This is a genomic window from Desertimonas flava, assembly GCF_003426815.1.
Classification (GTDB): Bacteria; Actinomycetota; Acidimicrobiia; order Acidimicrobiales; family Ilumatobacteraceae; genus Desertimonas; species Desertimonas flava.
Map to the genome: position 1 here is coordinate 47,011 of NZ_QKYK01000021.1, position 24,612 is coordinate 71,622.

19 protein-coding genes are annotated in these 24,612 nt (G+C 70.6%); 9 read left to right on the top strand and 10 right to left on the bottom strand.

Annotation, left to right across the window (positions count from 1 at the left end; all coding sequences use genetic code 11):
- Positions 1–32: 32 nt before the first annotated feature.
- From DN771_RS20340 to DN771_RS20370, 7 genes are all read right to left on the bottom strand, one after another.
- Positions 33–1,358: a substrate-binding domain-containing protein gene (locus DN771_RS20340; protein WP_162942186.1), complete on the bottom strand. Its 1,326-nt coding sequence runs from the start codon at positions 1,356–1,358 to the stop codon at positions 33–35.
- A gap of 78 nt (positions 1,359–1,436) precedes the next feature.
- Complete coding sequence (locus DN771_RS20345) at positions 1,437–2,483, bottom strand: ABC transporter permease (protein WP_116999394.1); 1,047 nt, start codon at positions 2,481–2,483, stop codon at positions 1,437–1,439.
- Positions 2,480–3,709, bottom strand: a complete 1,230-nt coding sequence (locus DN771_RS20350; RefSeq protein ID WP_162942187.1) for an amidohydrolase family protein — start codon at positions 3,707–3,709, stop codon at positions 2,480–2,482. Before DN771_RS20350 ends, DN771_RS20345 begins: the two co-directional genes overlap by 4 nt.
- Entirely contained in the window at positions 3,702–4,676 is a 975-nt protein-coding gene (locus DN771_RS20355; protein ID WP_116999396.1) for a cupin domain-containing protein, read from the bottom strand. The genes DN771_RS20350 and DN771_RS20355 overlap by 8 nt, the downstream gene beginning before the upstream one ends.
- A gap of 11 nt (positions 4,677–4,687) precedes the next feature.
- Positions 4,688–5,662 carry an alpha-ketoacid dehydrogenase subunit beta gene (locus tag DN771_RS20360; protein WP_116999439.1) on the bottom strand — a complete coding sequence of 325 codons (975 nt, stop codon included), beginning with the start codon at positions 5,660–5,662 and terminating at the stop codon, positions 4,688–4,690.
- Positions 5,650–6,678, bottom strand: a complete 1,029-nt coding sequence (locus DN771_RS20365; RefSeq protein WP_116999397.1) for a thiamine pyrophosphate-dependent dehydrogenase E1 component subunit alpha — start codon at positions 6,676–6,678, stop codon at positions 5,650–5,652. The genes DN771_RS20360 and DN771_RS20365 overlap by 13 nt, the downstream gene beginning before the upstream one ends.
- Complete coding sequence (locus DN771_RS20370; RefSeq protein WP_116999398.1) at positions 6,675–8,042, bottom strand: M24 family metallopeptidase; 1,368 nt, start codon at positions 8,040–8,042, stop codon at positions 6,675–6,677. Before DN771_RS20370 ends, DN771_RS20365 begins: the two co-directional genes overlap by 4 nt.
- A 238-nt stretch (positions 8,043–8,280) precedes the next feature.
- Between DN771_RS20370 and DN771_RS20375 the strand changes: the two genes are divergently transcribed.
- From DN771_RS20375 to DN771_RS20390, 4 genes are all read left to right on the top strand, one after another.
- Entirely contained in the window at positions 8,281–9,204 is a 924-nt protein-coding gene (locus tag DN771_RS20375) for an NAD(P)-dependent oxidoreductase (protein WP_116999399.1), read from the top strand.
- Positions 9,201–10,217 (top strand): LacI family DNA-binding transcriptional regulator, encoded by a 1,017-nt coding sequence (locus tag DN771_RS20380; RefSeq protein WP_116999400.1) that lies wholly within the window; start codon positions 9,201–9,203, stop codon positions 10,215–10,217. The genes DN771_RS20375 and DN771_RS20380 overlap by 4 nt, the downstream gene beginning before the upstream one ends.
- A 56-nt stretch (positions 10,218–10,273) precedes the next feature.
- Positions 10,274–11,905 carry a helix-turn-helix transcriptional regulator gene (locus DN771_RS30520; RefSeq protein ID WP_116999401.1) on the top strand — a complete coding sequence of 544 codons (1,632 nt, stop codon included), beginning with the start codon at positions 10,274–10,276 and terminating at the stop codon, positions 11,903–11,905.
- 195 nt (positions 11,906–12,100) lie between these two features.
- Complete coding sequence (locus DN771_RS20390) at positions 12,101–13,243, top strand: acyl-CoA dehydrogenase family protein (RefSeq protein ID WP_162942188.1); 1,143 nt, start codon at positions 12,101–12,103, stop codon at positions 13,241–13,243.
- A 36-nt stretch (positions 13,244–13,279) separates the two neighbouring features.
- On the opposite strand, the gene DN771_RS20395 is transcribed toward DN771_RS20390, so the two are convergent.
- Both DN771_RS20395 and DN771_RS20400 read right to left on the bottom strand, forming a co-directional pair.
- Positions 13,280–15,748: a CaiB/BaiF CoA transferase family protein gene (locus DN771_RS20395; RefSeq protein WP_162942189.1), complete on the bottom strand. Its 2,469-nt coding sequence runs from the start codon at positions 15,746–15,748 to the stop codon at positions 13,280–13,282.
- Between the two features lie 17 nt (positions 15,749–15,765).
- The gene (locus DN771_RS20400) at positions 15,766–16,434 is read right to left on the bottom strand and encodes a TetR/AcrR family transcriptional regulator (protein WP_116999404.1); all 669 of its coding nucleotides are present in this window, start codon (positions 16,432–16,434) and stop codon (positions 15,766–15,768) included.
- Positions 16,435–16,508: 74 nt separating this feature from the next.
- Here DN771_RS20400 and DN771_RS29705 point away from each other — a divergent pair, with 74 nt between their 5' ends.
- The 3 genes from DN771_RS29705 to DN771_RS20410 are packed head-to-tail and all read left to right on the top strand — an operon-like array spanning position 16,509 to position 19,457.
- The gene (locus DN771_RS29705; protein ID WP_162942190.1) at positions 16,509–16,661 is read left to right on the top strand and encodes a hypothetical protein; all 153 of its coding nucleotides are present in this window, start codon (positions 16,509–16,511) and stop codon (positions 16,659–16,661) included.
- Between the two features lie 6 nt (positions 16,662–16,667).
- Positions 16,668–18,242, top strand: a complete 1,575-nt coding sequence (locus tag DN771_RS20405; RefSeq protein WP_116999405.1) for an AMP-binding protein — start codon at positions 16,668–16,670, stop codon at positions 18,240–18,242.
- A gap of 6 nt (positions 18,243–18,248) precedes the next feature.
- Positions 18,249–19,457, top strand: a complete 1,209-nt coding sequence (locus DN771_RS20410) for a hypothetical protein (RefSeq protein ID WP_116999406.1) — start codon at positions 18,249–18,251, stop codon at positions 19,455–19,457.
- Positions 19,458–19,502: 45 nt separating this feature from the next.
- Here the strand turns inward: DN771_RS20410 and DN771_RS20415 are convergent, their stop codons facing one another.
- On the bottom strand, positions 19,503–20,762 hold the full coding sequence (locus DN771_RS20415; RefSeq protein WP_116999407.1) for an ABC transporter substrate-binding protein: 1,260 nt from the start codon (positions 20,760–20,762) through the stop codon (positions 19,503–19,505).
- Between the two features lie 153 nt (positions 20,763–20,915).
- On the opposite strand from DN771_RS20415, the gene DN771_RS20420 reads away from it, so the two are divergent.
- Complete coding sequence (locus DN771_RS20420) at positions 20,916–23,657, top strand: branched-chain amino acid ABC transporter permease/ATP-binding protein (RefSeq protein WP_116999408.1); 2,742 nt, start codon at positions 20,916–20,918, stop codon at positions 23,655–23,657.
- Positions 23,654–24,598, top strand: coding sequence for an ABC transporter ATP-binding protein (locus DN771_RS20425; RefSeq protein WP_205528678.1), 945 nt, complete (start codon positions 23,654–23,656; stop codon positions 24,596–24,598). The genes DN771_RS20420 and DN771_RS20425 overlap by 4 nt, the downstream gene beginning before the upstream one ends.
- The last annotated feature ends 14 nt before the right edge of the window (positions 24,599–24,612 follow it).

Consider the following 24,612-nt stretch of genomic DNA (forward strand, 5'->3'; position numbering starts at 1 on the left):
CGGGTCCCTGCGATCGCTCGGTCAGGCGCCGGTCACGCCGCGAACATCGCCGCGAGCACGGCGTCGGGCGCCAGCGAGGTGCCCGACACCACCGGGTTGACGCGATCGGGATCGCAATCGGCCTCGGTCACCTGACGCATCACATGGGGCACGACCACCTCGCCCGGCACCGCCGCGCCTTGCAGCACGAGCATCGCCGCGGTGACGCCGACACGGGACTGGAAGTTGCCACCGGCGGAGTACCAGATGTTGTAGCTCGGCTCGGCGCGGTCGACCCAGTCGCAGAACAGGGTCTGCTCGTCCGTTCGCAGGGCGATCGTGAGGTTCTCGACCGGGATGTTGAGCTCGTCGTACGCCTGGAGGGCCGTGTACAGCCCATCGCTGTACTCGTACGCCCACCCCCTGATGTCGGGGTTCGTCGTGAGCAGACCGCGCACGGCGTCGAGCGCCATCGTGTTGACCCAATACGTGTCGCCGGTGGTCGAGCTCTCGTTGGCCGGCGGGTTGACGAGCTCGATCCCGTCACCGAGTGCCGCGACCGTGCACTGCTGCCAGCCGAGGCTCAAGGCGTTGCCCGGCGTCCCCCCGAGCATGCCGACCTGGCCCTCACCGACGCCCTCGTTGAGCACCGCGGCGAAGCTGTCGCCGAGGGCACACAGGTCCTCGCCGATCACGCTGGTGTAGTCCTCGCCCGGCATGAGCGCGCCGTCCTGACCGGGCAATCCCACGTAGCCGGCCGAGAACGACAGGTACGGGATCCCGGCCGCCTCGGCCTCCAGTACGGCGGGAGCGAGCGCCACGCCGACGTCGGGATAGCCGACGATGAAGTCGACTCCACTCTGGATGAGGAACCTGATGTCGTTGGCGTGCACCTCGGGGTCGGCATTGAAGTCGGCTGCCGTCGAGACGATCCTTCCGATCTCCGGATACGTCAGCGCTTGGAGGATCGCCTCCATGTGACTCACCCCCCGCCAGACGTTGACGGTGTCTCCACCGCCGTCGGCGTACCCCATCACCAGCTCACCGCCCGAACCGGTGTCGCACTCCTGGTTGCTCCAGCACTCCATCGCCTTGTCGATCGTCGCCTGGTCGAGGTCCTGATCGGCCCGGGCGATGGCGGCGAGCACGATGTCCCAGCTCTCGGCGGCCGACGGCTCGACGGGACCGAGGGCCTTCTCGACGAGGGCCGGGTCGGCCGCCGACGGATCCTCGCCGTACGCGGCGAGCGGGCTCTCGCCGCCGCCCGAGCCGGGTGGGCTCGATGCCGAGCCGACGGCAGCGGGCACGGCCGCCGCCATGGCGACGAGCACGGCGACGCCGGTCCTCCTCGAAATGCTCCCCTTCGGGATTCTCCTCATGTCCATGGTCTCCCCCTTTGGTCTGTGTGTGGCTGGTCTGTGTGTGGCTGGTCTGTGTGTGGCGCGTCCCCACCGCTCTCAACCGGTGCCGACTCCTGTCGGACCCGGCAGGCCTCCGGCGCTCGCAGGCGGCCGTCGTTCTCGAGCGACGGCCTCGACGCCCTTGATGATGCGGTCGCCCGACACCAACATCCCGCCGATGATGACCAGGCCGAACACCAGGAACTGGAGTGACGTGGCGAGGCCGAGCGAGCGCATCATCTGGTTGAGCCCGGTCAGGAAGAATGCCGCGGCGAACGTGGAGAGCGGGCTGGCGAGGCCGCCGGCCAGCGACGCCCCGCCGATGACGACGGCGGCGATCGGGCCGAGCAGGTACGGCGTGCCGATGTTGACTCCCGGGTTGCGCAGCTGCCCGGCGAGGGCGATGCCGGCGACGGCGTAGAGCATGGCGGCGACCACGTACACCATCGTCTGCGTCAACGTCACCCGCACGCCGACGACCTGCGACGAGACGGGGTTGGCTCCGACCACCTGGAAGCGCCGGCCCATCGTCGTGTAGCGAAGGATCACGATGCTGGCCACGGTGACCGCGGCGCCGATCCAGAAGATCGGGCTGATGCCGAGGAACCTCGACGACGCCCAGTCGGAGAGACCGAGCGGCACGGCGCTCTGGATGGGGAACGTCTTCACGTAACGACTGACGATCCCGGCGACGATCTGCCCCGACGCCAGCGTCACGATCAGGGCGTTGAGCTTGAGTCCGCCGATGAGGATGCCGTTGACGAGACCGATGAGGGCGGCGATACCGATGGCCGTCGCGATCGCGATCCAGATCCGGCCGTCGGACTGCTTGCCGACACCGGCGACGATCATCGCGGACAGCGTCAACGTGCCCGGCGTGCTCAGGTCGATGCCGCCGGTCATGATCACGAGCATCTGACCGATCGCCGTGATCGCCAGGAGGGCGGCGAGCGGAGCGATCGCCGAGAGCGCCACGGGGCTCAGCGTCTCGGGCACCCAGATGGCGCAGACGACGACGAGCACGATCAGCGCCAGGTACACGGGCATGAACCGGGAGGCGACGACGAACCGCGTCAGCAGCGTCGACGTCGACCACGGCTTCATGCCATCGCTCCGAGCCCTGCGGCGCCGGCGAGACGGCGTGCGGCGCTCGACGCGCGGAGCCGGACGTCGGCGGCATCGACCACCAACTCGCCGTTGGCGACCCGCGCCACCCCGTCGACGAACACCCAGTCGACGTTCGACGTGTCCATGCCCCACACCACCGCCCCGATCGGGTCGTTGACCGGTGCGATGTTGGGGCGGTCGGCGCGCAGCACGACGACGTCTGCCCGCTGGCCCGGCGTGAGCGACCCGGTCACGTCGCCGAGACCAGCGGCTGTCGCCCCGTCCACCGTGGCGTAGCGGATGACGTCGCGCGTGCCGAGCAGGTTGGGGATCCCGCCCTTGCCGGCCAGCTTGAGATCGAACAGGACGGCGTGCTGCACCGAGATCGCGGCGCGCATCTGGGCGAAGACATCGCCGGGGGCGAGACGGACGTCGCCGACGCCGAGCCCGGGCCTGATGCCCCGCTCGATGAGCTGCTGCATCGGCGGGTTGCCCCGGCCGGCCGCCATGTCGCTCGCCGGCGTGAGCACCACAGCGGTCGAGGACGAGGAGATGGCGTCGACGTCGGCGTCGCTGAGATGCACGCAGTGGGCCAGGGTGATGTCGGGGCCGAGCAGGCCCCGACGACCGAGCTCGGCCACCGACCCGACATCGGCCGCCGCCGTGCCGGCGCGGGCGTGGATCCGGCACCCGCGGCGCCTCGCCTGCGCCCAATCGGCGGCGATGGCGTCGATCGCATCGGGAGCGACGTCCGGCGAGCGGTGGGCCTCGGAGCGGCCCGGCGAGTCGCCGCCCCGGCTGGTGTCCACGACCAGGACCGTGCGCACACCGGCCTCGACGTGGGCGGCCCGCGCCGCGGCGAGGCTCGCCGGGTCATCCGCGCCGATGCTCCAGTCGACCACCGTGGTCGCGCCGGCGGTGAGCGCCTGCAGGAGGCCCACGAGCGTGCCGGTGTAGACGTCGTCTGCGGAGAGCGCCCCCTCGTCGCGGTCGGCGAGCCCGCTGCTGCGCAGCAGTGAGAGCGCCACGCGGTGATGGGCGTCGACGAAGCCGGGCATGACGATCGTCCCGCCGGCGTCGATCACCTCTGCTCCCCGGGCGCGCAGGGACGGACCGATCTCGGCGATGACGCCGTCGTCGATCAACACGTCGGCCGTCAGGTGGTTGCCGACCGCCCGATCGAGCGACAGGACGGTGCCACCCTTGATGAGCGTGCTACCCATCGCTCGGGCGCACCTCGCTCGGCGGATCACCGTGCGGGTGATGATGGTGACCGTGGGCGTGGCCGGGGTCGGCATGCGCCGACGCCAGCAGATCGTCGAGGTAGCTCCAGTCCCTCGCGAAGCGGTACGAGTGGCGTCCCGGAGGCTGCGGAGCCTGGGTCTCCAGCCAGCGCACGCGGCCGCTGCCGACGTTGCGGAACTCGTGCACGCAGCCGACCCCGGCCCAGGCCACGTCACCGGGCCCGAGGCGGTAGGCGTTGCCGTCGAAGAACGCCTCCACCTCGCCGTCGAGGATCTGGTAGGTCTCCTCGAGCGGGTGGTCGTGCGCGCCGGCGAACCCGCCGCGCTCGTACTGCACCATGAACATCGTCGAGAGGTCGGCGCCGAGGTCGGAGTCGACCATCATCTTCACCGTGATGCCGCTGTAGACGAGCAGCGCGGTGCGCATGCTGGCGCTGACCTGCATGCGGTCCTGCGTCTGGTTCGCCGGGTCCATCGACTCGGCGTCGATGTGGCCGAAGCGACGGTTGCGTGGATCGCGGACGTCCACCGTGCGGGGCGGGCTGGTTGGGAGCGGCTCGGGGAACTGGGTGTCGAACGCGTAGCGCTCGCGCGGGAGTGGGGCCTTCATCTCGGAGATCCAGACCGGCGCGTCCGAGGTGTTGCGGAAGGCGTGGGTGACCCCCACCGGCAACAGTCCGTAGTCGCCGGCCACCATCGCGACGGATCCTTCGGGGGTGTCCACCGTGAGGGACCCCTCTGACACGTAGATCGACTCCTCCCACGAGTGCACGTGCGTGTCGACGGATCCGCCGGGGTCGAGCCGGGACACCCGGAACCCCATCTGCACCGCGCCGGCCGCTTCGTTCACCACGTCGTCGCCGCCGTACCCGGTGCTGCGGCCGACGAACTCGGGCGGCGTGCGGTAGTGGATGTCCGCCGCCTTGCGCACCACGTGAGCCGACATCGCGCCCAGCCTCAGCCCAGCGACTCGCGGATCGTGGCGACGATGCGCTCGACGGACGGGATCGCCAGGTCCTCGAGGTCGCCCGCCGCCGGTAACGGCAGGTGTGGCGTGGTGATCCGCACGATCGGGCCGTCGAGGTCCCAGAACGCCTCGTCGGCGGCGATCGATGCCACCTCGGCGCCCCAGCCGCACGCCTGGGGGTTCTCCTCCACCGTGAAGAGCCGTCCGGTGGCGGTTACCGACGACAGCACCGTGGCCATGTCGAGCGGGACGAGGCTCCGCAGGTCGATGACGGTGGCGGCGATCCCCTCCTCGGCGAGCCGCTCCGCCGCCGCGAGGGCACGAGTCGCCATCATGCCGAGCGCCACGATGGTGCAGTCACCGCCGTCGCGACGCACCTTGGCCGTGCCGAGCTCGTCGACGATGTCGCCGTCGGGCACGTCCGCCTTCGAGGCGTAGAGGCCCTTGTGCTCGAAGAAGAGCACGGGGTCGGGGTCTCTGACCGCCGCGGCCATCAGCCCGATGACGTCGGCGGGGGTCGACGGTGCGACCACCTTGATGCCCGGCACCGCCATCGCCCAGTTCTCGACGCTCTGGGAGTGCTGAGCGCCGAAGCGCACCGATCCCCCACCGCCGGACCGGATCACCAGCGGGCAGTCCACCTGACCGTTGGTCATGTACCGGGCCTTGGCGATCTCGTTGGCGACCATGTCCCAGCACACGGCGAAGAAGTCGGCGAACATGATCTCGGCGATCGGGCGCATGCCCGTCATCGCCGCGCCCATCGCCGCGCCGAGGATCGCCTGTTCCGAGATCGGGGTGTCGACCACTCGCCGCGGCCCGAACTCGTCGAGCAGCCCGCTGGTCGTCTTGAACACACCGCCCGCCCCGGCGACGTCCTCGCCGAGGAAGACGACGGTGGGATCGCGGCGCATCTCCTGGGCGATGCCCCGGGCGACGGCCTCTCGATACGTCAGCTCCGCCACCGCCACCCCCCGTCCGCCCACACGTTGGTGTACAGCTCGGCCGGGTCGGGCGGCGGCGCCGCCTTCGCGGCCTCCGTGGCGGCGTCGACCTCGGCCGCGACGGCCGTGGCGATCCCAGCGAGCTCTTCCTCCGACACCCCGAGGCGCAACAGACGCTGGTGGTACATCGGGATCGGGTCGTGCGAGAGCCACGCGGCCACCTCGTCGTCGGGGCGATAGGTGCCGGGGTCGGCCCGACTGTGGCCGCCGTGCCGGTAGGTCATCGACTCGATCAGCGAAGGCCCACCGCCCGACCGGGCCCGGTCGATGGCGGCCACGGCTGCCAGGTACACGGCGTCGGCGTCGTTGCCGTCGACGACGACCGGGTCGAGCCCGTACGCCGGTGCCCGACCGGCGGCCGGGTGTTCCACCGAGGTGACCGCGCTGATGGCGGTGTACTCCATGTAGAGGTTGTTCTCGCACACGAAGATGGTCGGCAGGTTGTAGACCACGGCGAAGTTGAGCGCCTCGTGGAAGGCCCCGATGTTGGTGGCCCCGTCGCCGAAGAACGCCACCGCCACCTGGTCGGTGCCGCGCAACGCCGCCGACCACGCGGCGCCGTTGGCGATGCACAGGTGGGCGCCCACGATCGCGTAGCTGCCCATCATCCCGTGCTCGACGCTGGTGAGGTGCATCGACCCGCCCTTGCCCCCGAGCAGGCCGCTTCCCCGGCCGAGCATCTCGGCGACGATGGGGCCCAGCGGGACCCCGCGCGCCACCGTGTGACCGTGGCCGCGGTAGGTGGCGAACGTGTAGTCGTCGGGCCGGAGGGCGGCGCCGAACGCTGCGGCCGTCGCCTCCATCCCCGTCGCCAGGTGGCTCGTCCCCTTCACGAGGTTCTGGAGGAAGAGGTCGTGCAGGCGCTTCTCGAGCTGGCGGATCGTCTGCTGGCAGCGGTAGAGCTGGAGCCGCACGTCGAGATCGATCGCCGCGTCGTCGATCGCCGGATCGAACGGTTCGGGGAGCACGGCGGTCATCGGGCCCCCTGCCCTTCCGCCGTGTTGAGGTGCGACTGCGACTCGCGGAGTGTCGACAGGGGTCCGTCGAACGTCCAGTACCGAGTGCCGCACACGAGCAGTTCCTCGGCGGGGAAGCGGGTGATCACCTCGCAGCCGTCGGCGGTGACGACCACCTCCTCCTCGATGCGCGAGGCCGACCAGCCGTCGGCCGCCGGCCAGTAGGTCTCGAGGGCGAACACCATTCCCTCCTCGAGCACCTCGGGATGGTCGAACGAGATCATCCGACTGAAGATCGGCCGCTCCCAGATCGACAAGCCCACGCCGTGGCCGTACTGCAGGGCGAACGCCGCCATCTCGTCGGCGAATCCGAACTCGGTGGCCGCCGGCCACACCGCACAGATGTCGGCGGTGGTCGCTCCCGGCCGAACCAGAGCGATCGCCCGGTCGATGTACTCGCGGCAGCGCTTGTAGGCGTCACGCTGGGCGACCGACGCGCTGCCCACCTGGAACGTGCGGTAGTAGCACGTGCGGTAGCCGTTGTAGCTGTGGAGGATGTCGAAGAACGCCGGATCACCGGGCCGGATGATGCGGTCGGAGTACACGTGCGGATGGGGCGAACAGCGCTCGCCCGAGATGGCGTTGACCCCCTCGACGTACTCGGACCCGAGGTCGAGCAGCGTCTTGGAGACGAGCCCGACGCACTCGTTCTCGCGCACCCCGGGTCGGAGGTGCCGGTACAGCTCCTCGTACGCGGCGTCGACCATCGAGCAGGCGTGCGTGAGCAGGAGGATCTCCTCGGCCGTCTTGATGCGGCGGGCCTCGAGGAAGACCTGCTGACCGTCGACGACACGGATGCCCCGGCCGGCGAGGGCAGTGAGGACGGGCATCTCGACGATGTCGACGCCGAGCGGCTCGTTCTCGAGGCCGTGCTCGGCGAGCACGTCGTAGACCTTGGTGGCCACGTCGTCGGCGAGCCCGGCCCCGGGTGGGATGGCGCCGCGCAGCGTCGACAGGCCGGGCCGCGAGCCGTGCGCCCGGCACCCCTCGCCCGGTGCGCCCGCGTGGGCGTGGCTCTCGTCATGGGCGTGGCCGAGCCACGGGTTGTAGAGCTGGTGGTGCCGCGCCGCCGAGCCGAAGTCCCACACGATCGGCTCGCCGCCCCGAGGGATCAGGGCGAAGCGGATCAGCTTGTCGATGGCCCACGTCCCGATGTGGGTCGACGTGGCGTAGCGGATGTTGGCGAAGTCGAAGCACAACAGGGCGCCGAGCTCGGACGCGTCGAGACTGGCCCGCAGGCGGTCCAGGCGCCCGGTCCGCAGGCGCTCCATGTCGACGCGGACCTCCCAGTCGACGTTGTTCGGCCCGAAGGTACGGATGGCCATCGTCAGCCGTCAGTCCGTCGCCACGCGGCGTCGTTCGATCATCGCCTCGCCCCCTGGGTTGCTCGACCCGTCCGTCGGTCACCCCCGCGACCGGCTCAGGAATCATTGATACACATCCGTGCAATCGAATGCAAGAAACTCGCCGAAAAGCCTCCGCTCCGTGGGGCCAACGGGGCGCGAGTGCTGGCTCTGTCGCCTTCGCCTCGCTACAATCGATTGCACGCTCACAGGGGGACGTATGCGCACGACGCACCATGTCGGCTTCGCCGGGCTCGGCCGCATGGGCCACCCGATGGCACGCCAACTGGCCGGTACCGGCCCGCTGACGGTCTACAACCGCACGCACTCGGTCGCCGAGGCCTTCGCCTCGGCCACCGGAGCCACCGCCGCCGCCTCGCCTCGGGAGCTGGCCGATGACTGCTCGGTGGTCGTCACGATGGTCGCCGACGGTCAGGCTCTGCTCGGCCTGATCGACGGCGACGACGGACTGGCGGCGGGCCTCACGCCGGGAGATGTCGTCGTCGACATGGGCACGTCCGGCAGCGACGCCACCCGGCAGGCCCGGGACCTGTTGCGTACCGTCGGAGCGCACCTCGTCGAGGCTCCCGTGTCGGGGAGCGTCGCCGCGGCCGAGAGCCGTCAGCTGCTGGTCATGGCGGCCGGCGACGAGGCGCCGCTCGAGATCGCCCTCCCGGTCCTCCAGGGCATCTCCGACCGGGTGGTCACGGTCGGGGGACCCGGCGCCGGCGCGGCGATGAAGCTGGCCGTCAACTCCGTGCTGTTCGCCATCAATCAGGCCATCGCCGAATCGCTGGTGCTGGCCGAACGTTCGGGCATCGAACGCTCCGTGGCCTACGACGTGTTCGCCTCGTCAGCGGTCGCCGCTCCCGTGGTGCACTACCGCCGCGCCGTGTTCGAGCAGCCCGAGTCGGCGCCCGTCACGTTCACGATCGACCTCGCCATCAAGGACCTCGACCTCGTGCTCGCCCTCGGCGCCGAGGTCGGCGCCCCGCTGCCACAGGTGGCGGCCAACCGCGAGGCGATGCGCGCCGCGGCGGCGGCCGGCATGGGCCCCGCCGACATGGGTGCGGTCGCCGTCCACCTCCGCCAGGCGGCGGGAGAGCCGGCAGGCGATGAAGGCGGGTCACCATCGCCGACGTGACCCTCAAGGATGTCGCCGAGCACCTCGGCGTGAACGCCTCCACGGTGTCGCGCGCCCTCGATCCCGCCAAGGCCCACCTCGTGAACGCGGCGACGGTCGATCGGGTTCGCGCCGCTGCGCAACACCTGGGCTACCGCGGCGACCACGTCGCCGGCTCGCTCCGGCGACGGGCGACGGCCACCGTTGGCGTGGTCGTCGGCGACCTCGCCAACCCCTTCATCGCCCCGGTCATCCACGGCATCGCCCGCGCCCTCGCCGCCGAACAGATGCTGCCGCTCATCTTCGAGACCCAGGACGACTCGGAGCGCCTGGCGTGGGGTGTGAACCACCTCCTCAGCCGGCGGGTGGACGCGATCATCGTCGCCGGCGCGCGGTTCGGCGACCGCCGGGTACTCGAGGCCGCGTCGACGGTCACCCCGGTGGTCGTCGCCGTCCGGGGCCTGCCGGGCAGTCCGCTCCCCCACGTGCTCCACGACGACCGCGCCGGCGGCGCGCTGGCGGCCCGTCACCTCATCGAGCTCGGCCACACCCGCCTCGCCGAGCTCCGCGGCCCGATGGACATCGGCAACTTCACGGCCCGCCACGAGGGCTTCCGTGACGCGTGCCGCGACGCCGGGGTCGAGTTGGTGAGCGGCGCCGACTTCGGCACCGTCCCGAGCCGCGACGAGGGTGAACGGCTGGCGCGAGCGCTCCTCGACCAGGCCACCGACCACCCGACCGCCGTCTTCGCCCACAACGACCTGATGGCCCTCGGCGCCTTGGCCGAGTTCCGCTCGCGGGGCCTCTCGTGTCCCCACGACATCTCGCTCGTCGGCTACAACGACTCACCGACGATCGACCAGGTGGACCCCCCGCTCACGTCGGTCGCCTACCCCGGCGCCGAGGTCGGCGAGGCCGCCGGAAGCCTCGCCCTTCAGCTGATCGCGCGCACCGGGCGCACCGTCCCCGGATCGGTGTTCCATCCAGCGATCCAGGTGCGCGCCTCGACCGCGCCCCCGATCGACGGGAGCTGAGGAGCACCGGCGGCCAGCTGGTCACAGACCCCGGCCGAACCGGCGAGAATGGTGACATGGCCGTGGGGCTCGACACCGGCCGCGCCGCGTTCGCCCGCCGCGAGTGGTCCGTCACCTACTCCGCGCTCGCCGGTCGCCAGCTCGCGGCCGCCGACCTGGAGCTGCTGGCGGTCGCCGCCTACCTGCTCGGACGGGACGCCGAGAGCACCGGCGCCTGGGAGGCCGCGCACCGGGCGTGGTTGGAGAACGGCGACCTCGATCGGGCGGCCCGATGTGCGTGTTGGCTGGCGCTCACCCATCTCCTGCGGGGTGACGTCACGGTCGGCAACGGCTGGCTGGCGCGCTCGGAGCGGATGATCGACGAGCTCGGCCGGCCGTGCCCGGCGCGCGGTCTCGCCCTCGTCGTCGACGTGCTGGCTGCACTGGAGGCGGGTGACGCCACGCGCGCTGACAGCGCCGCACGTGAGATCGTCGCCATCGGCCGCCAGACCGCCGACGGCGACGTGATGGCGTTCGGGCTGCTCACGAGCGGCGAGGCCGCCATCGCCGCGGGCGACGTGGCTGCCGGCGCCCGGCTGTTCGACGAGGTGATGGTGGCCCTCGGCGCCGACGACGTCTCGCCGATCACCGCCGGGATCGTGTATTGCGCCGTCATCGAGGGCTGCATGCACGCCTACGACCTCCGGCGCGCTGCGGAGTGGACCGAAGCACTCCGTCGCTGGTGCGCCACGCAGCCCGACCTCGTGCCGTTCCGCGGCCAGTGCCTCGTCCACCGATCGCAGGTCCTCCAGGCCCGCGGCCGCTGGCGCGACGCGGTCGACGAGGCCGACCGCGCCTGCCGGCTCCTCGCCGACCCCGTCCACCCGGCGCTGGCCGTGGCGACCTACCAGCGTGGCGAGTTGCACCGCGTGCGGGGCGAGCTCGACGACGCAGAGATCGACTACCGCACAGCGGCAACGCTCGGCTTCGACCCGGATCCCGGCCTCGCCCTGCTCCGGCTCGCCCAGGGACGGCTGGACGACGCCGTCGCGGTCACCGGCCAGATGCTCGACCGGACCCGGTCGAGCGCCCATCGACCGGCGGTGTTGGCCGCCGCCGTGGACGTGTTCGTCGAAGCGGGCGACAGGCCGAGCGCACGCCAGGCCGCCACGGAGCTCGGCGAACTGGCCACGGATGCCGACGCCCCCATGCTGCGTGCCGCCGCGTCGCTGGCCGCGGGACGCGTCCAGCTGATGGAGGGCGACACCCGCGTCGCCCTCGCCACGCTCGTCGACGCGCGGGAGCAGGCCCGCCGGCTCGATCTCCGCCACGAAGTGGCCCGGGCGCGACTGCAGATCGCCGCGGCGTACCGGGCGCTCGGCGACGGGGACGCCGGGACTGCCGAACTCGATGCCGCCATCGAGACGCTCGAGGAGCTCGGCGCAACCCCCGAGCTCGTCCGGGCCCGGAAGGAGCAGCGCGAGCCGGATGCGAGCGCCGACGTCCTGTCGCGGCGGGAGTGCGAGGTGCTCCGGCTCGTCGCCTCGGGCGGAACCAACCGGCAGATCGCCGCATCGCTCGGCATCAGCGAGCACACGGTCGCCCGCCACCTCCAGAACATCTTCACCAAGCTCGGCATCTCGTCGCGGGCGGCCGCCACGGCCTACGCCTACGAACACGGGCTCGTCGGCACTCGTGGTCCGAATTGACCATGACGTCTGCGCCCGCCGATGGCGCATCCAGGCGATGCGGCGACGCCAGCGGCGTGCATACGTGGATCACACGTCACCACGTCGCCCGAGGAGGTTCCGCATGTCCCGTCCGAACGTCATCTCCCCACCGAGCGCCGCCGACGCCGATCGGCTGAGCGCCCGGCACGCTGCCGAAGCGCCCATGTTGCGGCCATGACGCCGGTCATCGACGTCCTCGACGCCGCCGAGCAGCTTCGCCCGATGCTGCAGGAGCACGCGACCGAGATCGAGGCCGCACGGCGACTGCCGCCCGAGGTTCTCGCCGCAGTACGGGGCGCCGGATGCTTCCGCATCCTGCTCCCGGCGAGCTACGGAGGACTCGGCGCCGACCTGCCGGCGGCCCTGTCGCTGTACGAGACGCTCGCCCGCGCCGACGCGTCGACCGCCTGGACGGTGCTGATCGGCTCGGCCGCCTGGCTCGATCTCGTCGGGCTCCCCAAGCCGTCGTTCGATGCCCTGTTCACGCACGAGCAGGGCACGATCGCCGCCGGCGTCTTCAACCCGACCGGCTCCATCACGCGGGACGGCGACGCGTACCGCGTGACCGGCCGGTGGAGCTTCGCCAGCGGCTGTGAGCACGCCACCTGGCTGTACGTCAACTGCTTGGAACACACCAACGGCGACGAGCCGCAGTTCCGCATCGCCGTGCTGACGCCGGACCAGATGACGATCGAGGACACCTGGCACGTCGCCGGACTCCGCGGCACGGGCAGCCACCACATCCACGTCGACGACGCCGTCGTGCCGGCCGAGCGCACGGTCGTCCCGTTCCACGACCCGCCCTGCATCAACGCCCCGGTCACACGTCTGCCGATCCCCGCCGCGCTCGCCCTCTGCATCGCCGGCGTCGCCCTGGGCATCGGCCAGGGGGCGCTCGACGACGTCGTGACGCTCGCGCCGACGAAGACGCCGCTGCTCGCCCACGGCCCGCTCGCCACCAACCCCAGGTTCCTCGACACGATCGCCCGCATCGACACCGAGCTGCGCGCCGCCCGACTCCTGCTGCAGACCGCCGCGGCCACCACGTGGGCGGCCGCCACGGACCGACGGACAGCCACACTCGACGAGCGGGGCCGCCTCCGCGCCGCCTCGGCGTGGATCGTGGAACGGGCGGAGGCAGCGGTGGACGCCGCCCATCGGGCCGCGGGCGGCGGGGCGATCTACGCCGATCACCCGCTGCAGCGCCGGCTCCGTGACATCCAGACGCTCCGCCAACACTTCCTCGTCCGGCCCGACACGTTCGGCGCCGCCGGTGCCGTCATCGCCGGCGGTGAGCCCGACGTGCCCGTCTTCTGAGCCACGAGACCCGGGTGGGCGTGGCCGGGTCTGCCGTCAGCCGCAGGCGCCGCTCACCAGGATCTCGGCGGCTTCGTCGTCCGTCATCCCGAGGACCTCGGTGAGGACCTCGAAGGTGTGCTCGCCGAGGCACGGGGCCGGCATCCGCGGTCCGTTGTCGTAGCCGGCGACCTTGAACTGGTGCCCCTCGTAGGGCACGACACCCATCTCCGGGTGCTCGAGATGCCGGAAGAACGAGCGGTGGGCGAGCTGCGGATCGCGCAGGTGGTCGCTCGACCGCTGCACCATCCCGGCCGGGACCCCCACCGCCTGCAGCAGGTCCATCAGCTCACGCGGCTCGTGGAGGATCGTGAACGCGCCGATCTCGCGGTCGATCTCCTCGGCGCGAGCGCGTCGACCCTCGAGCGCGGCCAGTTCGGGATCACGGGCCCAGGCGGGGTCTCCCATCGCCTCACGCAGAGCGTCCCACTGGTCGGCGCTCTCGACGGCGATGGCGATCCACTCGTCGTGACCGGCGCACGGGTACGAGTCGTGGGGGAAGCGATCCGGATCGGTGTTACCGGACCGCCGTGCACTCCTGCCTGACACCTGCACGTCCATCAGCTCGGGGGCGATGAAGTGCAATGACGACTCCATCTGTGCCTGGTCGATGAACTGGCCCTCACCGGTGCGCCGGCGGTGGTCGAGCGCGGCGAGCAAGGCCGACGTCAAGAACCGCGGCGACACGGTGTCGGTGTAAGCGTTGAACGGGCCGCCCGGCGGCCGGTCCGCCCAGCCGGTGATCTCGTGGAAGCCACTGAACGCGGCGGCGTGATAGCCGTAGCCGGCGAGCTGGGCGGCGGGGCCGTACTGGCCGAGCAGGCACGTCGTCGCCATGATGATCCCGGGGTTGAGCTGACGGGCGGCGCTGTAACCGAGCCCGAGCTGGTCCATCGTGCCGGCGCGGAACGAGTCGAGTGCGATGTCGCACCACGACAGCAGCCGCTTGGCGACGTCCTGACCGCTCGGGTGCTTGAGATCGAGCTGCAGGGACAACTTCGAGGTGTTGAAGCTGCCGAAGAACTGGCACCGGTTCACGCCGGCGATGCCGTCCTTGAACGGCCCGACGAGGCGCAGCCGATCGGCTGGCTTGTCGCTCTCGACGTGGACGACGGTCGCCCCGTGGTCGGCGAGCGCCTTCGCCGTGATCGGCCCGACCCCGATCCACGAGAAGTCGGCGACCTTGACCCCGGCGAGGGGCAGGCGGTCGCGCTCGTCGGCGCGCACCTCGACGTGGCCGGTCGTCGCAGGCGCGGGCGTGATCGAGTCGAGCACCTCGCTCGTGTGCTGGCCGACGGCTGGAGCCGGACGCGACCAGGCGATCGGCGTCGCCGACGTCTTGACGAACGGTCCCGGAGCCCGCAGGCGGCGACCGCTCGGGAGGTCGACGTCCACCCAGTAGTCGCGCTCGGCGAGCTGCGTCAGGCCGAGCACGTCCGACACCGTGTTGACGGGCGCCAGCGTCACGCTCCGTTCGATGCCGCCGTCGAAGAGCTCGGTCTTGGTGTGGCGGAGCGTGAAGCCGGTGATCGCCGCGCGCACGTCTTCAGGAGTGTGGACGAGCGGCTCACCCGTCAAGACGCGCACGTCCCACGTCGTCCAGTCCTCGGCGTCGACCCACTCCTCGGTCACCGCTCCGCTGGACACCATCCAGTCCAGCAGCCCTCGGACCGTTTCTCCGGTGGCGATGATGCAGACCTCACCGTCGGCGCAGGGATAGACCAGCGGCGTCACCATCGTGCTGAGCTGCAGCACGGTGCCGTTGCGTTCGATGTCCTTGCCGTCGATGGCGTGGGCGATCATCGCCTGCAGTCCGGTCCAGAACACCGCTGCCTGCACGGAGACGTCGACGAACTGCGCCTCGCCGGTGCGGCGTCGGCGCTCGAGCGCGACGAGCGCGCCGACCACGCTCTCGGCCGAGGCGTGGAGCCACGTCTGCGGCACCGTGATCCGCACCGGGCGACGATCGGAATCGCCGTTGAGGGCCATCGAGCCGCCCATCGCGGAGAGCGTCAGATCGGTCGCCTGGTGATCGGCATAGGGACCGGTCTGCCCGAACGGCGAGATCGCCACGTGCACGATGCCGGGATTGGCGGCTCGCAGCGCATCGAAACCGAGCCCTGTGGCGTCGAGCACCCCGGGCCCGGCGTTCTCGACGACGATGTCGGCGCTCGCGACGAGACGGAGGAAGTCCGCCCGCCCGGCGTCGTCGTCGAGATCGAGGACCACGCTGCGCTTGCCCCGGTTGAAGGCGTGGAACCGGAGGCTGGCCAGGCCGTCCGGTTCGCCCGGCACGAGCAGGCCCTCGTGACGCGACGGCGAGCCGCCGGGCTGCTCGACCTTGACGACGTCGGCGCCGAGCCCGGCGAACACGTGCGTCGCCAGCTCGGCACGGGCATCGGTCAGATCGAGGACGCGATACGGGGCGAGCATCGACACGGCGACATGATCCCAGACCGGTTTCACGCTCGACGCACCGGCCGTCACGCGATCGGCGCGTCGGTGACTCCGACCGCGGCGAACGATGCCGCAGCCATCGTTCGCAGCAGGGCGACCATGTCACCGCGGCGGGCGCGAGGACTGAACGGCGTGGAGTTGATGAGACCGAGCACGCCGTGGACCGCCGGCCGCGCGATCGCTGCGGTGAGGGTCGGCTTGCGAACCAACAGCGCGTCGACCCAGATCTCCACGTACTGGCGCTGCAGCACGCGCACGCGGCGTTGATCGGTCGCGCTGGCCTGGAGAAGGTCACGGAAGTGGACCGAGATCAACGCCCGGTGGTCGACGGCGAAGTCGACGTGCATCTCGATCAGGTCGTCGAGCAATCGCTCCGGCGGCGACGTGTCGCGCAACCCGCGCCCGCCGTCGAAGAGGTGCTGGCTGATGTCCACCAGCATCTCGCCGAGCAGCGCTTCCTTGCTGTCGAAGTGGTGGTACAACGCCGGCCCGGAGATGCCGGCAGCGGCGCCCAGGTCGTCGACGGTGACGCTCGCGAAGCTCCGCTCGGCGAGCAGTTCGGCCGCGATGTCCAACAACTCCTCCCGCCGGGTGACCCCTGCTCGCTTCGGGACTTCGGCCTGTCCGGCCGGCCGGGACACGGCGCCGAGACGAATCCGGCGTCGCTTGCTGGGGGGCGGTGGGGACTCCGGCATGTACTGCGACCTTAACGTCCACTAAGTTGACGCGCCGACGCGGTCGATCGCCGCGGCCAGGGGGAAGCGAGACCATGCCCTATCAGCTCAAGGATCAGGATGTCACACCACCTGAGCCCGATCCGGCCGCCCAGCGGTCGGTCGCCCGCGACGGGCTCGCCGCCGTCGCCATGATCGTCCTCACTGCCGGGTTGATCGCCCTGATCATCACCGTGCAGATCGTGTAGGACGACATGCCATCGATCCTCCACGAGCAGCCTCTCCTGCCTCACCTCGTCGCCCATCACCTCGCCGCGCACGGTGATGCGCCCTGCATCCACACGCCCGGCGGCACCTGGTCGTACCGCGACGTGCTGGATCGCACCAGCCAGTTCGTCCAGGCCCAACGCTCGGTCGGCGTCGCTCCTGGGGCCCGGCTCGCCATCCTGTCGAAGAACCGGCCCGAGGTGCTGGTCAACGCCATGGCGTCGCTCGTCAACGGCGTGGTGCTCACTCCCCTGCACCCGATGGGTTCGCTCGCCGACCACAGCTACGTGATCGGCGACGCCGAGATCGACTGCCTGGTGTTCGACCCCCGCCACTTCGCCGAGCGCGCCGCCGAACTGCAGGCCCATCACCCGCAGCTCACGTTGCTCGGCTTCGGACCGAGCGACTCCGGCCACGACTACCTCGCCCTCGCCGACGGGTTCGCACCGGCACCGTTGGAACCCCCGGACATGTTCCTCGAAGACCTCTGCAGCGTCGTCTACACGGGGGGCACCACCGGCCGCCCGAAGGGCGTGCTGATGACCCAGCGGGTCTGGCAGGCGATGACGTGGATCCAGATGGCGGAATGGGAGTTCCCGGCGCCGTTGCGGATCGCCGTCCCCACCCCGCTCTCCCACGCCGCTCTGTCGTTGCTGGCCCCGGTGCTGGTGTCGGGCGGATGCTTCTACGTGATGGAGTCGTTCTCGCCGGACGCCTTCTTCGACCTCGTCGAGCAGCACCGCATCACGTGCACGTTGATCGTGCCGGTGATGCTCTACGCGATGCAGGCCCATCCGCGCTACGCCACCGTCGACATGTCGTCGATGGAGACGATCTTCTACGGCGCCTCCCCGATGAGCCCGGCCAAGTTGGCCGAGGCGATCCGGCACTGGGGCCCGATCTTCTTCCAGTTCTTCGGACAGACCGAGGCGCCGATGGTGATCACCCACCTGAAGAAGGGCGAGCACGATCTCGCTCGACCAGAACGCCTCGCATCGTGCGGCAAGCCGGTGCCCTGGCTGCACGTCGCCCTGCTGGACGATCAGAACCAGCCCGTCGGCGCCGGCGAGTCGGGCGAGATCTGCGTGCGGGGCCCACTCGTGATGAACGGCTACAAGGACCTACCCGACGAGACGGCCGAGGCCCTGTCCGGCGACTGGCTGCACACCGGCGACGTCGGGCGGTTCGACGACGAGGGTTACCTGTACATCGTCGACCGCACGAAGGACATGGTGATCACCGGCGGCTTCAACGTCTTCCCCCGCGAGGTCGAAGACGTCATCAGCACCCATCCCGCCGTGTCGATGGTGATGGTGATCGGCGTGCCCGACCCGAAGTGGGGCGAGGCCGTCAAGGCGGTCGTCGTGCTCACCCCCGGCACCGAGCCGACTGACGAGCTGACCTCCGAGCTGCAACGCCTCGTCAAGGAGGCCAAGGGCTCGCAACAGGCCCCCAAGACCATCGACTACGTCGACGAGCTCCCGCTCACGGCGGTCGGCAAGCCCGACAAGAAGGCCGTGCGCGCCCGCTACTGGAGCGACTCCGGACGAGCGGTGTCGTAACCACCGATGAGCAACTTCGCCACGCGCCGACGGCCGGCCACCGTCCTCGTCGACGTGCTGGCGGCGATCGGGCTGGTCGTCACGGTGGTGGCGGTGCTCGTCGGAGCGAGCGCCGCGCTCGATCTCGTCGATCGGGCGAGACGGGCGTTCGGCGGCAGTCCTCCCTCGGACGGGATCGACTGGGTCACCCTCGCGGCCATGGCGGTGATCGTGCTGGTGATCGCCGCCGCCCTCCTCGGCGCCCAGCGGCTGGTGATGCGCCGGCATCGGCGGCGGCTCGCCGCCGTGCTCGGTCCCGGTGTCGGCCCGCTCGGGCGGGGACCCCGGGCCGGTCTCGATCGGGAGCAGTGGCTGGCGGCGTTGCTGACCGCCCCCGGTTGGGCAGACACGGTGGCGGAGTGGCGGCGAACCGGGGCGATCGCGGCCGATCTCGCGGTGCCCACACAGACGATCGAGGACCGCGCCGTGGTCGCCGAACTGATCGCCGGCGAGCTCAGCGGGCGCATCGGCGCCCGCAGCCTGGCGACCGGGCTCGCCGTCGCCGCCGCGCGCAGCCGCGTCGGCGACGCCGCGGCCGTCGTCGCCGGATCGGTGGAGATCCAGCTCGACGCCCTGGCGACCCTCGGGTTGCAGCCGACGGCCCGGACGTACCTCCGCATCGCGCGGAGTGCGGCCGCCGGCATCACCGCGGCGTCCTACCTCGACATCGAGGACCGCCTCGAGCTCGACCTCGCCGTGCGCGCCGCGGTGTACGGACTCGAAGCCGCCGGCGACGCGGCCGACCTCGCCGACGAAGCGATCAGCGACGATCTCGCCGACGCCCTCGGCGAGGTCCTCACGTCCGGAGGCGGCACCGTCGGAACGTTGCTCGGGCTCGTCGGCGGTGCGTTCGGCGTCAGCGGCTCCATCCTCCGACAGGTCGCCGACGTCTCCGAGACGATCGGCGGTCAGGTCACCGAAGGACTCGTGATCGCGGCCCTGCTGCATCACCAGGGAATGACGCTCGTCGCCGAGACGGTCGCCGACGACGCCGACCTCCGCCGCCGCCTCACCCCCACTGCCGGCCGGGTGCCGCGCGAGCTGTTCGACGCCGCCGTCGCCGTCGCCCGCCGCTACCGCGGCGAGCTCCGCCGCCTCCTGCGCGACCGGGCGACCCGCGCCGCCAAATCGGCGCCGCGCCGGATGTCGCCCTTCAAGCGCCGCGACGCGACCTGACGGGTGGTGCCTGGCACCACCCGTCAGGTGCGAGCGTCGTCGCGGTCAGGAGGGGGCGATCCCCATGGCGAGGTCGCTGACGTCCTCGAACTCCTGGGTGAGCGGCACCACCTCACCGTTGTCGAGCACGCTGAAGACCACGCTGCGGTTGAACAGCCGGTTGTAGCCGGGCAGGCCGTCGGTCCACTCCTGCGTGAAGTCGAGCACGGGCACCATGCCGCCGAGGTCGAGCTCGCTCGTGTTGCTCGCCGCCTCGTAGAACGACTGGGCCGTGATGTCGCCCTCGATCGTCTCGGCGATCTGCGTGAACGCGGTGTAGGCCGCCCACGTACCCATGCCGCCGAGGCTGTTGAAGTCGTTCTCCTCCTGGTCGACACCGGCCTCCTCGAGCGCCGTGCGGTACTCGTCCCACGGCTCGGTGGCGATGTCGGGATACATGCCGGCGATGATGTCGCCGTCGGTGGCCTCCTCGGCACCGACCACCGAGATCTCGTTGAGGTTGCCCTGGTTGCCGTACTGCGGGATCTCCGTGCCCGACTGCGCCCACGCCGTGTTCCACGTGAGGAACGGCGTCTCGGACATCACCGTCACGACGCAATCGGCACCCGAGATCGCCTTGGCGACCTCGGCCGAGTAGTCCTGTGACACCTCCGGCGTGAGGATGATGTCGCCGAACTCCTTGCCGTACGCGGCCATGGCGTTTTCCATCGGCGTCTGGAAGATCGCCGCGGCACCCTCGGTGATCACGGCGTTGATGTTCTCGCAGCCGTCCTCGTTGGCCCGCTTCACCTCGCCCACCGCGTACATCGGCTGGTTGCCGATCGGGAACGAGTGGGGATCGCTGAGCTCGGACGGCGAGATCGGGCAGCAGGCGCCGAACCACGTGATGTCGGACGCGGCGATGACCGGCACGATCGACTCGGCGAAGTACGTGAACGAGCCGACGACCGACACCATGCCCTCGTCGACGGCCTGGCGGGCGCACGTGGCCGCCACCGCCGGATCGAACTGCTCGTCGCAGACCGTCACCTCGAGCGGGTGCCCGGCGACGCCGCCCTGGGCGTTGATGTAGTCGGCGAACAGCTCGGCCGTGATCGCGATGTTCTCGTACGTCGGGCCGTTGGCGTTGAGCGTGGTGACCGTCATCACCTTGATCGGATCGCCGCTGGGCTCGGTGCCGGCAGCGCGCTGTCCACCGGCGTTCGCCGCGGCCGGCACGACGAAGGCGAGCCCGGCCGCCCCGACGAGGGCGGCGGCGCCGCGCCTCCCGTGACGTCGGCCGCGTTGAGCAGGAATGGATGCCATGAAGTCCCCCTTGTGGTTCCCCGCTGTTTGCCGGGGCCCAGTGGCGCCCGTCGGCGCAAACACTAGGCGCGGGCCTCCCGTCCACCTCGCATCGGACTTGAACGCGCGTTAAGGTGCGGCTCGCTCGGCGATGCGGCCGGGGACTGGGGGACAATGGACGAGGTCATCAGGTTCGCCTTGCTGGGACTGGGTGTGGGTTCGCTCTACGCCTTCGCCGCGCAAGGGACGATCGTGGTGTTCCGCGGGACCGGCGTGCTCAACTTCTCGCTCGGCGCGACGGCGATCGCGGGCGTGTTCCTCCAGTACGAGCTGCACCACGAGCACGGCCTCCCGTTCCTCCTCTCGTCGGCGTTGGGCGTGGCCCTCTCGGCCCTCCTCGGCGTGCTCACCCACTGGGTGATCCTGCGCCCGCTGCAGCGCAAACGGGCCTCCACGCTCGTCCAGGTCCTCGCCACACTCGGCGTGCTGATCCTCGTCCAGGCCGGCGTGGTGATCCGCTACGGATCACAGCCGCGACAGGTCCCGAGCTGGCTCCCCACCCACCGGGTCACCATCTACGGCGACGTCAGCATCACCGCCGATCGCCTGATCCTGCTCGCCATCGGCAGCGTCTCGGCGCTGCTGCTGTGGATGCTCTACCGCTCCAGCCGATTCGGCATCGAGACGGAGGCGGTGGCCGAGAGCGAGCGCCTCGCCGCCGCCGTCGGGGTGTCGCCCAACAAGGTGGCCGTCCTCAACTGGGCGCTCGGCTCGGGCCTGGCGTGCGTCGCCGGCATCCTCGTCGTCCCGATCATCACGCTCCAGGTGACGGCGATGACCAGCCTCGTGCTGGCCGCCCTCGCCGCCGCCCTCGTCGGCGACTTCAAGTCGTTCCCCATCGCCACGGCGGCGGCGTACGTCCTCGGCATGGGTCAGACGTTGGTCGGGCGCTACTGGGACCAGCAGGGCGTCGATCAGTCGCTGCCGTTCATCGTCATCATCGTGATGATGGTCGTCCGCGGCCGCTCGATCCCGCTGCGCGACCACTTCCTCCAGCGCAAGCCCACCGTCGGGAGCGGCCGGCTCTCGTGGGACTGGATGCTGTTCGCCACCGGTGCCGTCGTGTTCGTGATCCTGACGAAGGAGAACAAGTGGATCGACGCGATCACGGTGTCGCTCTGCGCGGCGATCATCCTGCTGTCGATCGTCGTGCTCACCGGCTATGCCGGGCAGCTGTCGCTGGCCCAGTACGCGATGGCCGGCTTCGGCGCTTACGTCGCCGGCCGGCTCGTCGCCGTGTACGACATCCCCTTCCTGCTCGGGCTCGTCTTGGGCGTCGTCGGAGCGGTGCCGCTCGGGTTGGTGTTCGCCCTTCCCGCCGTGCGAACGCGGGGCATCAACCTGGCGATCGTCACGCTCGGGCTCGGCACGGCGATCGAGCTGATCCTCTTCAACAACCGCAAGTTCACCGGCGGTGTGCAAGGAACCCAGGTGGGCAGCCCGAGCCTCTTCGGCCACGACATCGGGTCGATCCGGCATCCCGATCGCTACGGCATCTTCGTCCTCGCCATGGCGCTCATCACCGTGATCGCCGTGGCCAACGTCCGCCGCGGCCGGAGCGGGCGCCGGTTGATCGCGGTGCGCACGAACGAGCGCGCCGCAGCCTCGCTCGGCATCAACATCGTGTCGGCCAAGCTGTTCGCCTTCGCCTTCGCCTCGGCCATCGCCGCGCTGGGCGGCATCCTGCTGGCCTTCCGCGTCACGTCCATCAGCTACCAGTCGTTCACCAACTTCACGTCCATCTACTTCGCCGGCCTGTCACTGGTCGGCGGCGTCGGCCACATCCTCGGCGCCTTCGTCGGCTCGATGATGGCGACGGCCGGCTTCAACCAGGAGGTGATGGAGTCCACCTGGGACGGCGTCGGCAAGTACATCCAGCTGATCAGCGGCATCGCCATCCTGCTCATCGTCCTCTACAACCCCGACGGCGTGGTGTCCGAGTGGGTCAAGACGTTCCGCCACCTCAAGCGCACCAAGAAGTTCGGCGAGTCCTACTTCATCAAGCTCGAGGACGTGTCCGAGCCGGTCGACGAGACCCACGACCAGCGCGTACCGCCGAAGCGGCTGGTCGTCGAGGACCTGTCCGTCCGGTACGGGACGGTGATCGCCGTCGACCGGGTGAGCTTCACGCTCGAGCCGGGACGGGTCACCGGGCTGATCGGCCCCAACGGCGCCGGCAAGACGTCGCTGATCGACGCCCTCAGCGGCTTCACACGCGCCTCGGGCGGACGAGTGCTCATCGGCGATCGCGACGTCTCGTGGATCGGACCGACCCGCCGTGTCCGTGCGGGCATGGCTCGCTCGTTCCAGTCGCTCGAGCTGTTCGAGGACACCTCGGTGTTCGAGAACCTCAGCGTGGCCGCCGACCCGCAGAACGTCGGCGCCTACTTCCGCGATCTCGTGTGGCCGAAGCTCCCGAAGTTCCAGCCCGAGGTGGTGCGGGCCATCCAGGCATTCGAGCTCGACGAGGACCTCCACCGTGAGGTGAGCGACCTGTCGTACGGCAAGCGCCGCCTCCTCGCCATCGCCCGCGCCGTGGCCATGCACCCGAGCGTGCTGCTGCTCGACGAACCGGCGGCCGGCCTGAGCTCGGTCGAGAGCCGCGAGCTCGGCCAGGTGGTGCGGCGGCTGGCCGACGACTGGGGCATGGCGATCCTCGTCGTCGAGCACGACATGAACTTCGTGATGGGGTTCTGCGACGACGTCGTGGTGATCGACTTCGGGCGGCGCATCGCCATGGGCACCCCGCAGGAGGTCCGCAACGACCCGGCGGTCATCGCCGCCTACCTCGGCGACGAGCTCGACGAGCCAGACGCCGAACCGGAGTCGGTCGCGGTGGCAGGAGGAGCGGTGTGAGCGCCATCCCCATCGACGCGGCGAGCCCGTACGCGATCACGTCCACCCCGAACCTGCTCGAGACCCGCCAGCTGAAGGCCGGCTACCTCGGACGCGAGGTGGTGTCGGGAGTGAACCTCACCGTGCGGCCCGGCGAGGTGGTGTGCCTGCTCGGGCCCAACGGCGCCGGCAAGACCACCACCCTGCTCACGATCGCCGGCGAGCTGGCACCGGTCGACGGGATCGTCATGTTCAGCAACGTGCCGACGTTCACCCCGATGTACCAACGCGTGCGCACGGGCATCGGGCTGGTCACCGAGGAACGGCTCGTGTTCACCAAGATGTCGACGCGGGACAACCTGCGCATCGGCGGGGGCGACGTCGACAAGGCGATCGAGCTGTTCCCCGAGCTCGAGAAGCGCATCGACGTCCGCGGCGGACTCCTGTCCGGGGGCGAGCAGCAGATGGTGGCCCTCGCCCGGGCGCTGAGCCGCAACCCGCAGCTGCTCCTCGCCGACGAGCTGTCGCTCGGCCTGGCGCCGATGATCGTCGACCGCCTGCTCGGCGCCGTGCGCAAGGCCGCCTCCGAGCAGGGAATCGGCGCCCTGATCATCGAACAGCATGCCCGCAAGGCGCTGCGCTACAGCGACCGGATGTACCTGATGGCCCGGGGGCAGATCCGCATGGAGATGCCGTCGACCGAAGGACTCACACGCCTCGACGAGATCGAGGAGGCGTACCTGAGTGGAACCTCCGAAAGCGAGGAGGACCACATCGAGCGCAAGCGACGCAAGGACAAGACCAAGGCCTGGTCCCGCCAGCGCGTCCGTGAACGCGAGCTACGGCGCCTCACCGGCACGCAGGTGTCGCGACGCCACACCTCCGAAGACGACCACTACCTGGACGCCGAACAGCAACGCCGCGACTGGCAGCAGCGCCTGCGCCGCGGCCGCAAGTTCTGAACCGAATCGAAACG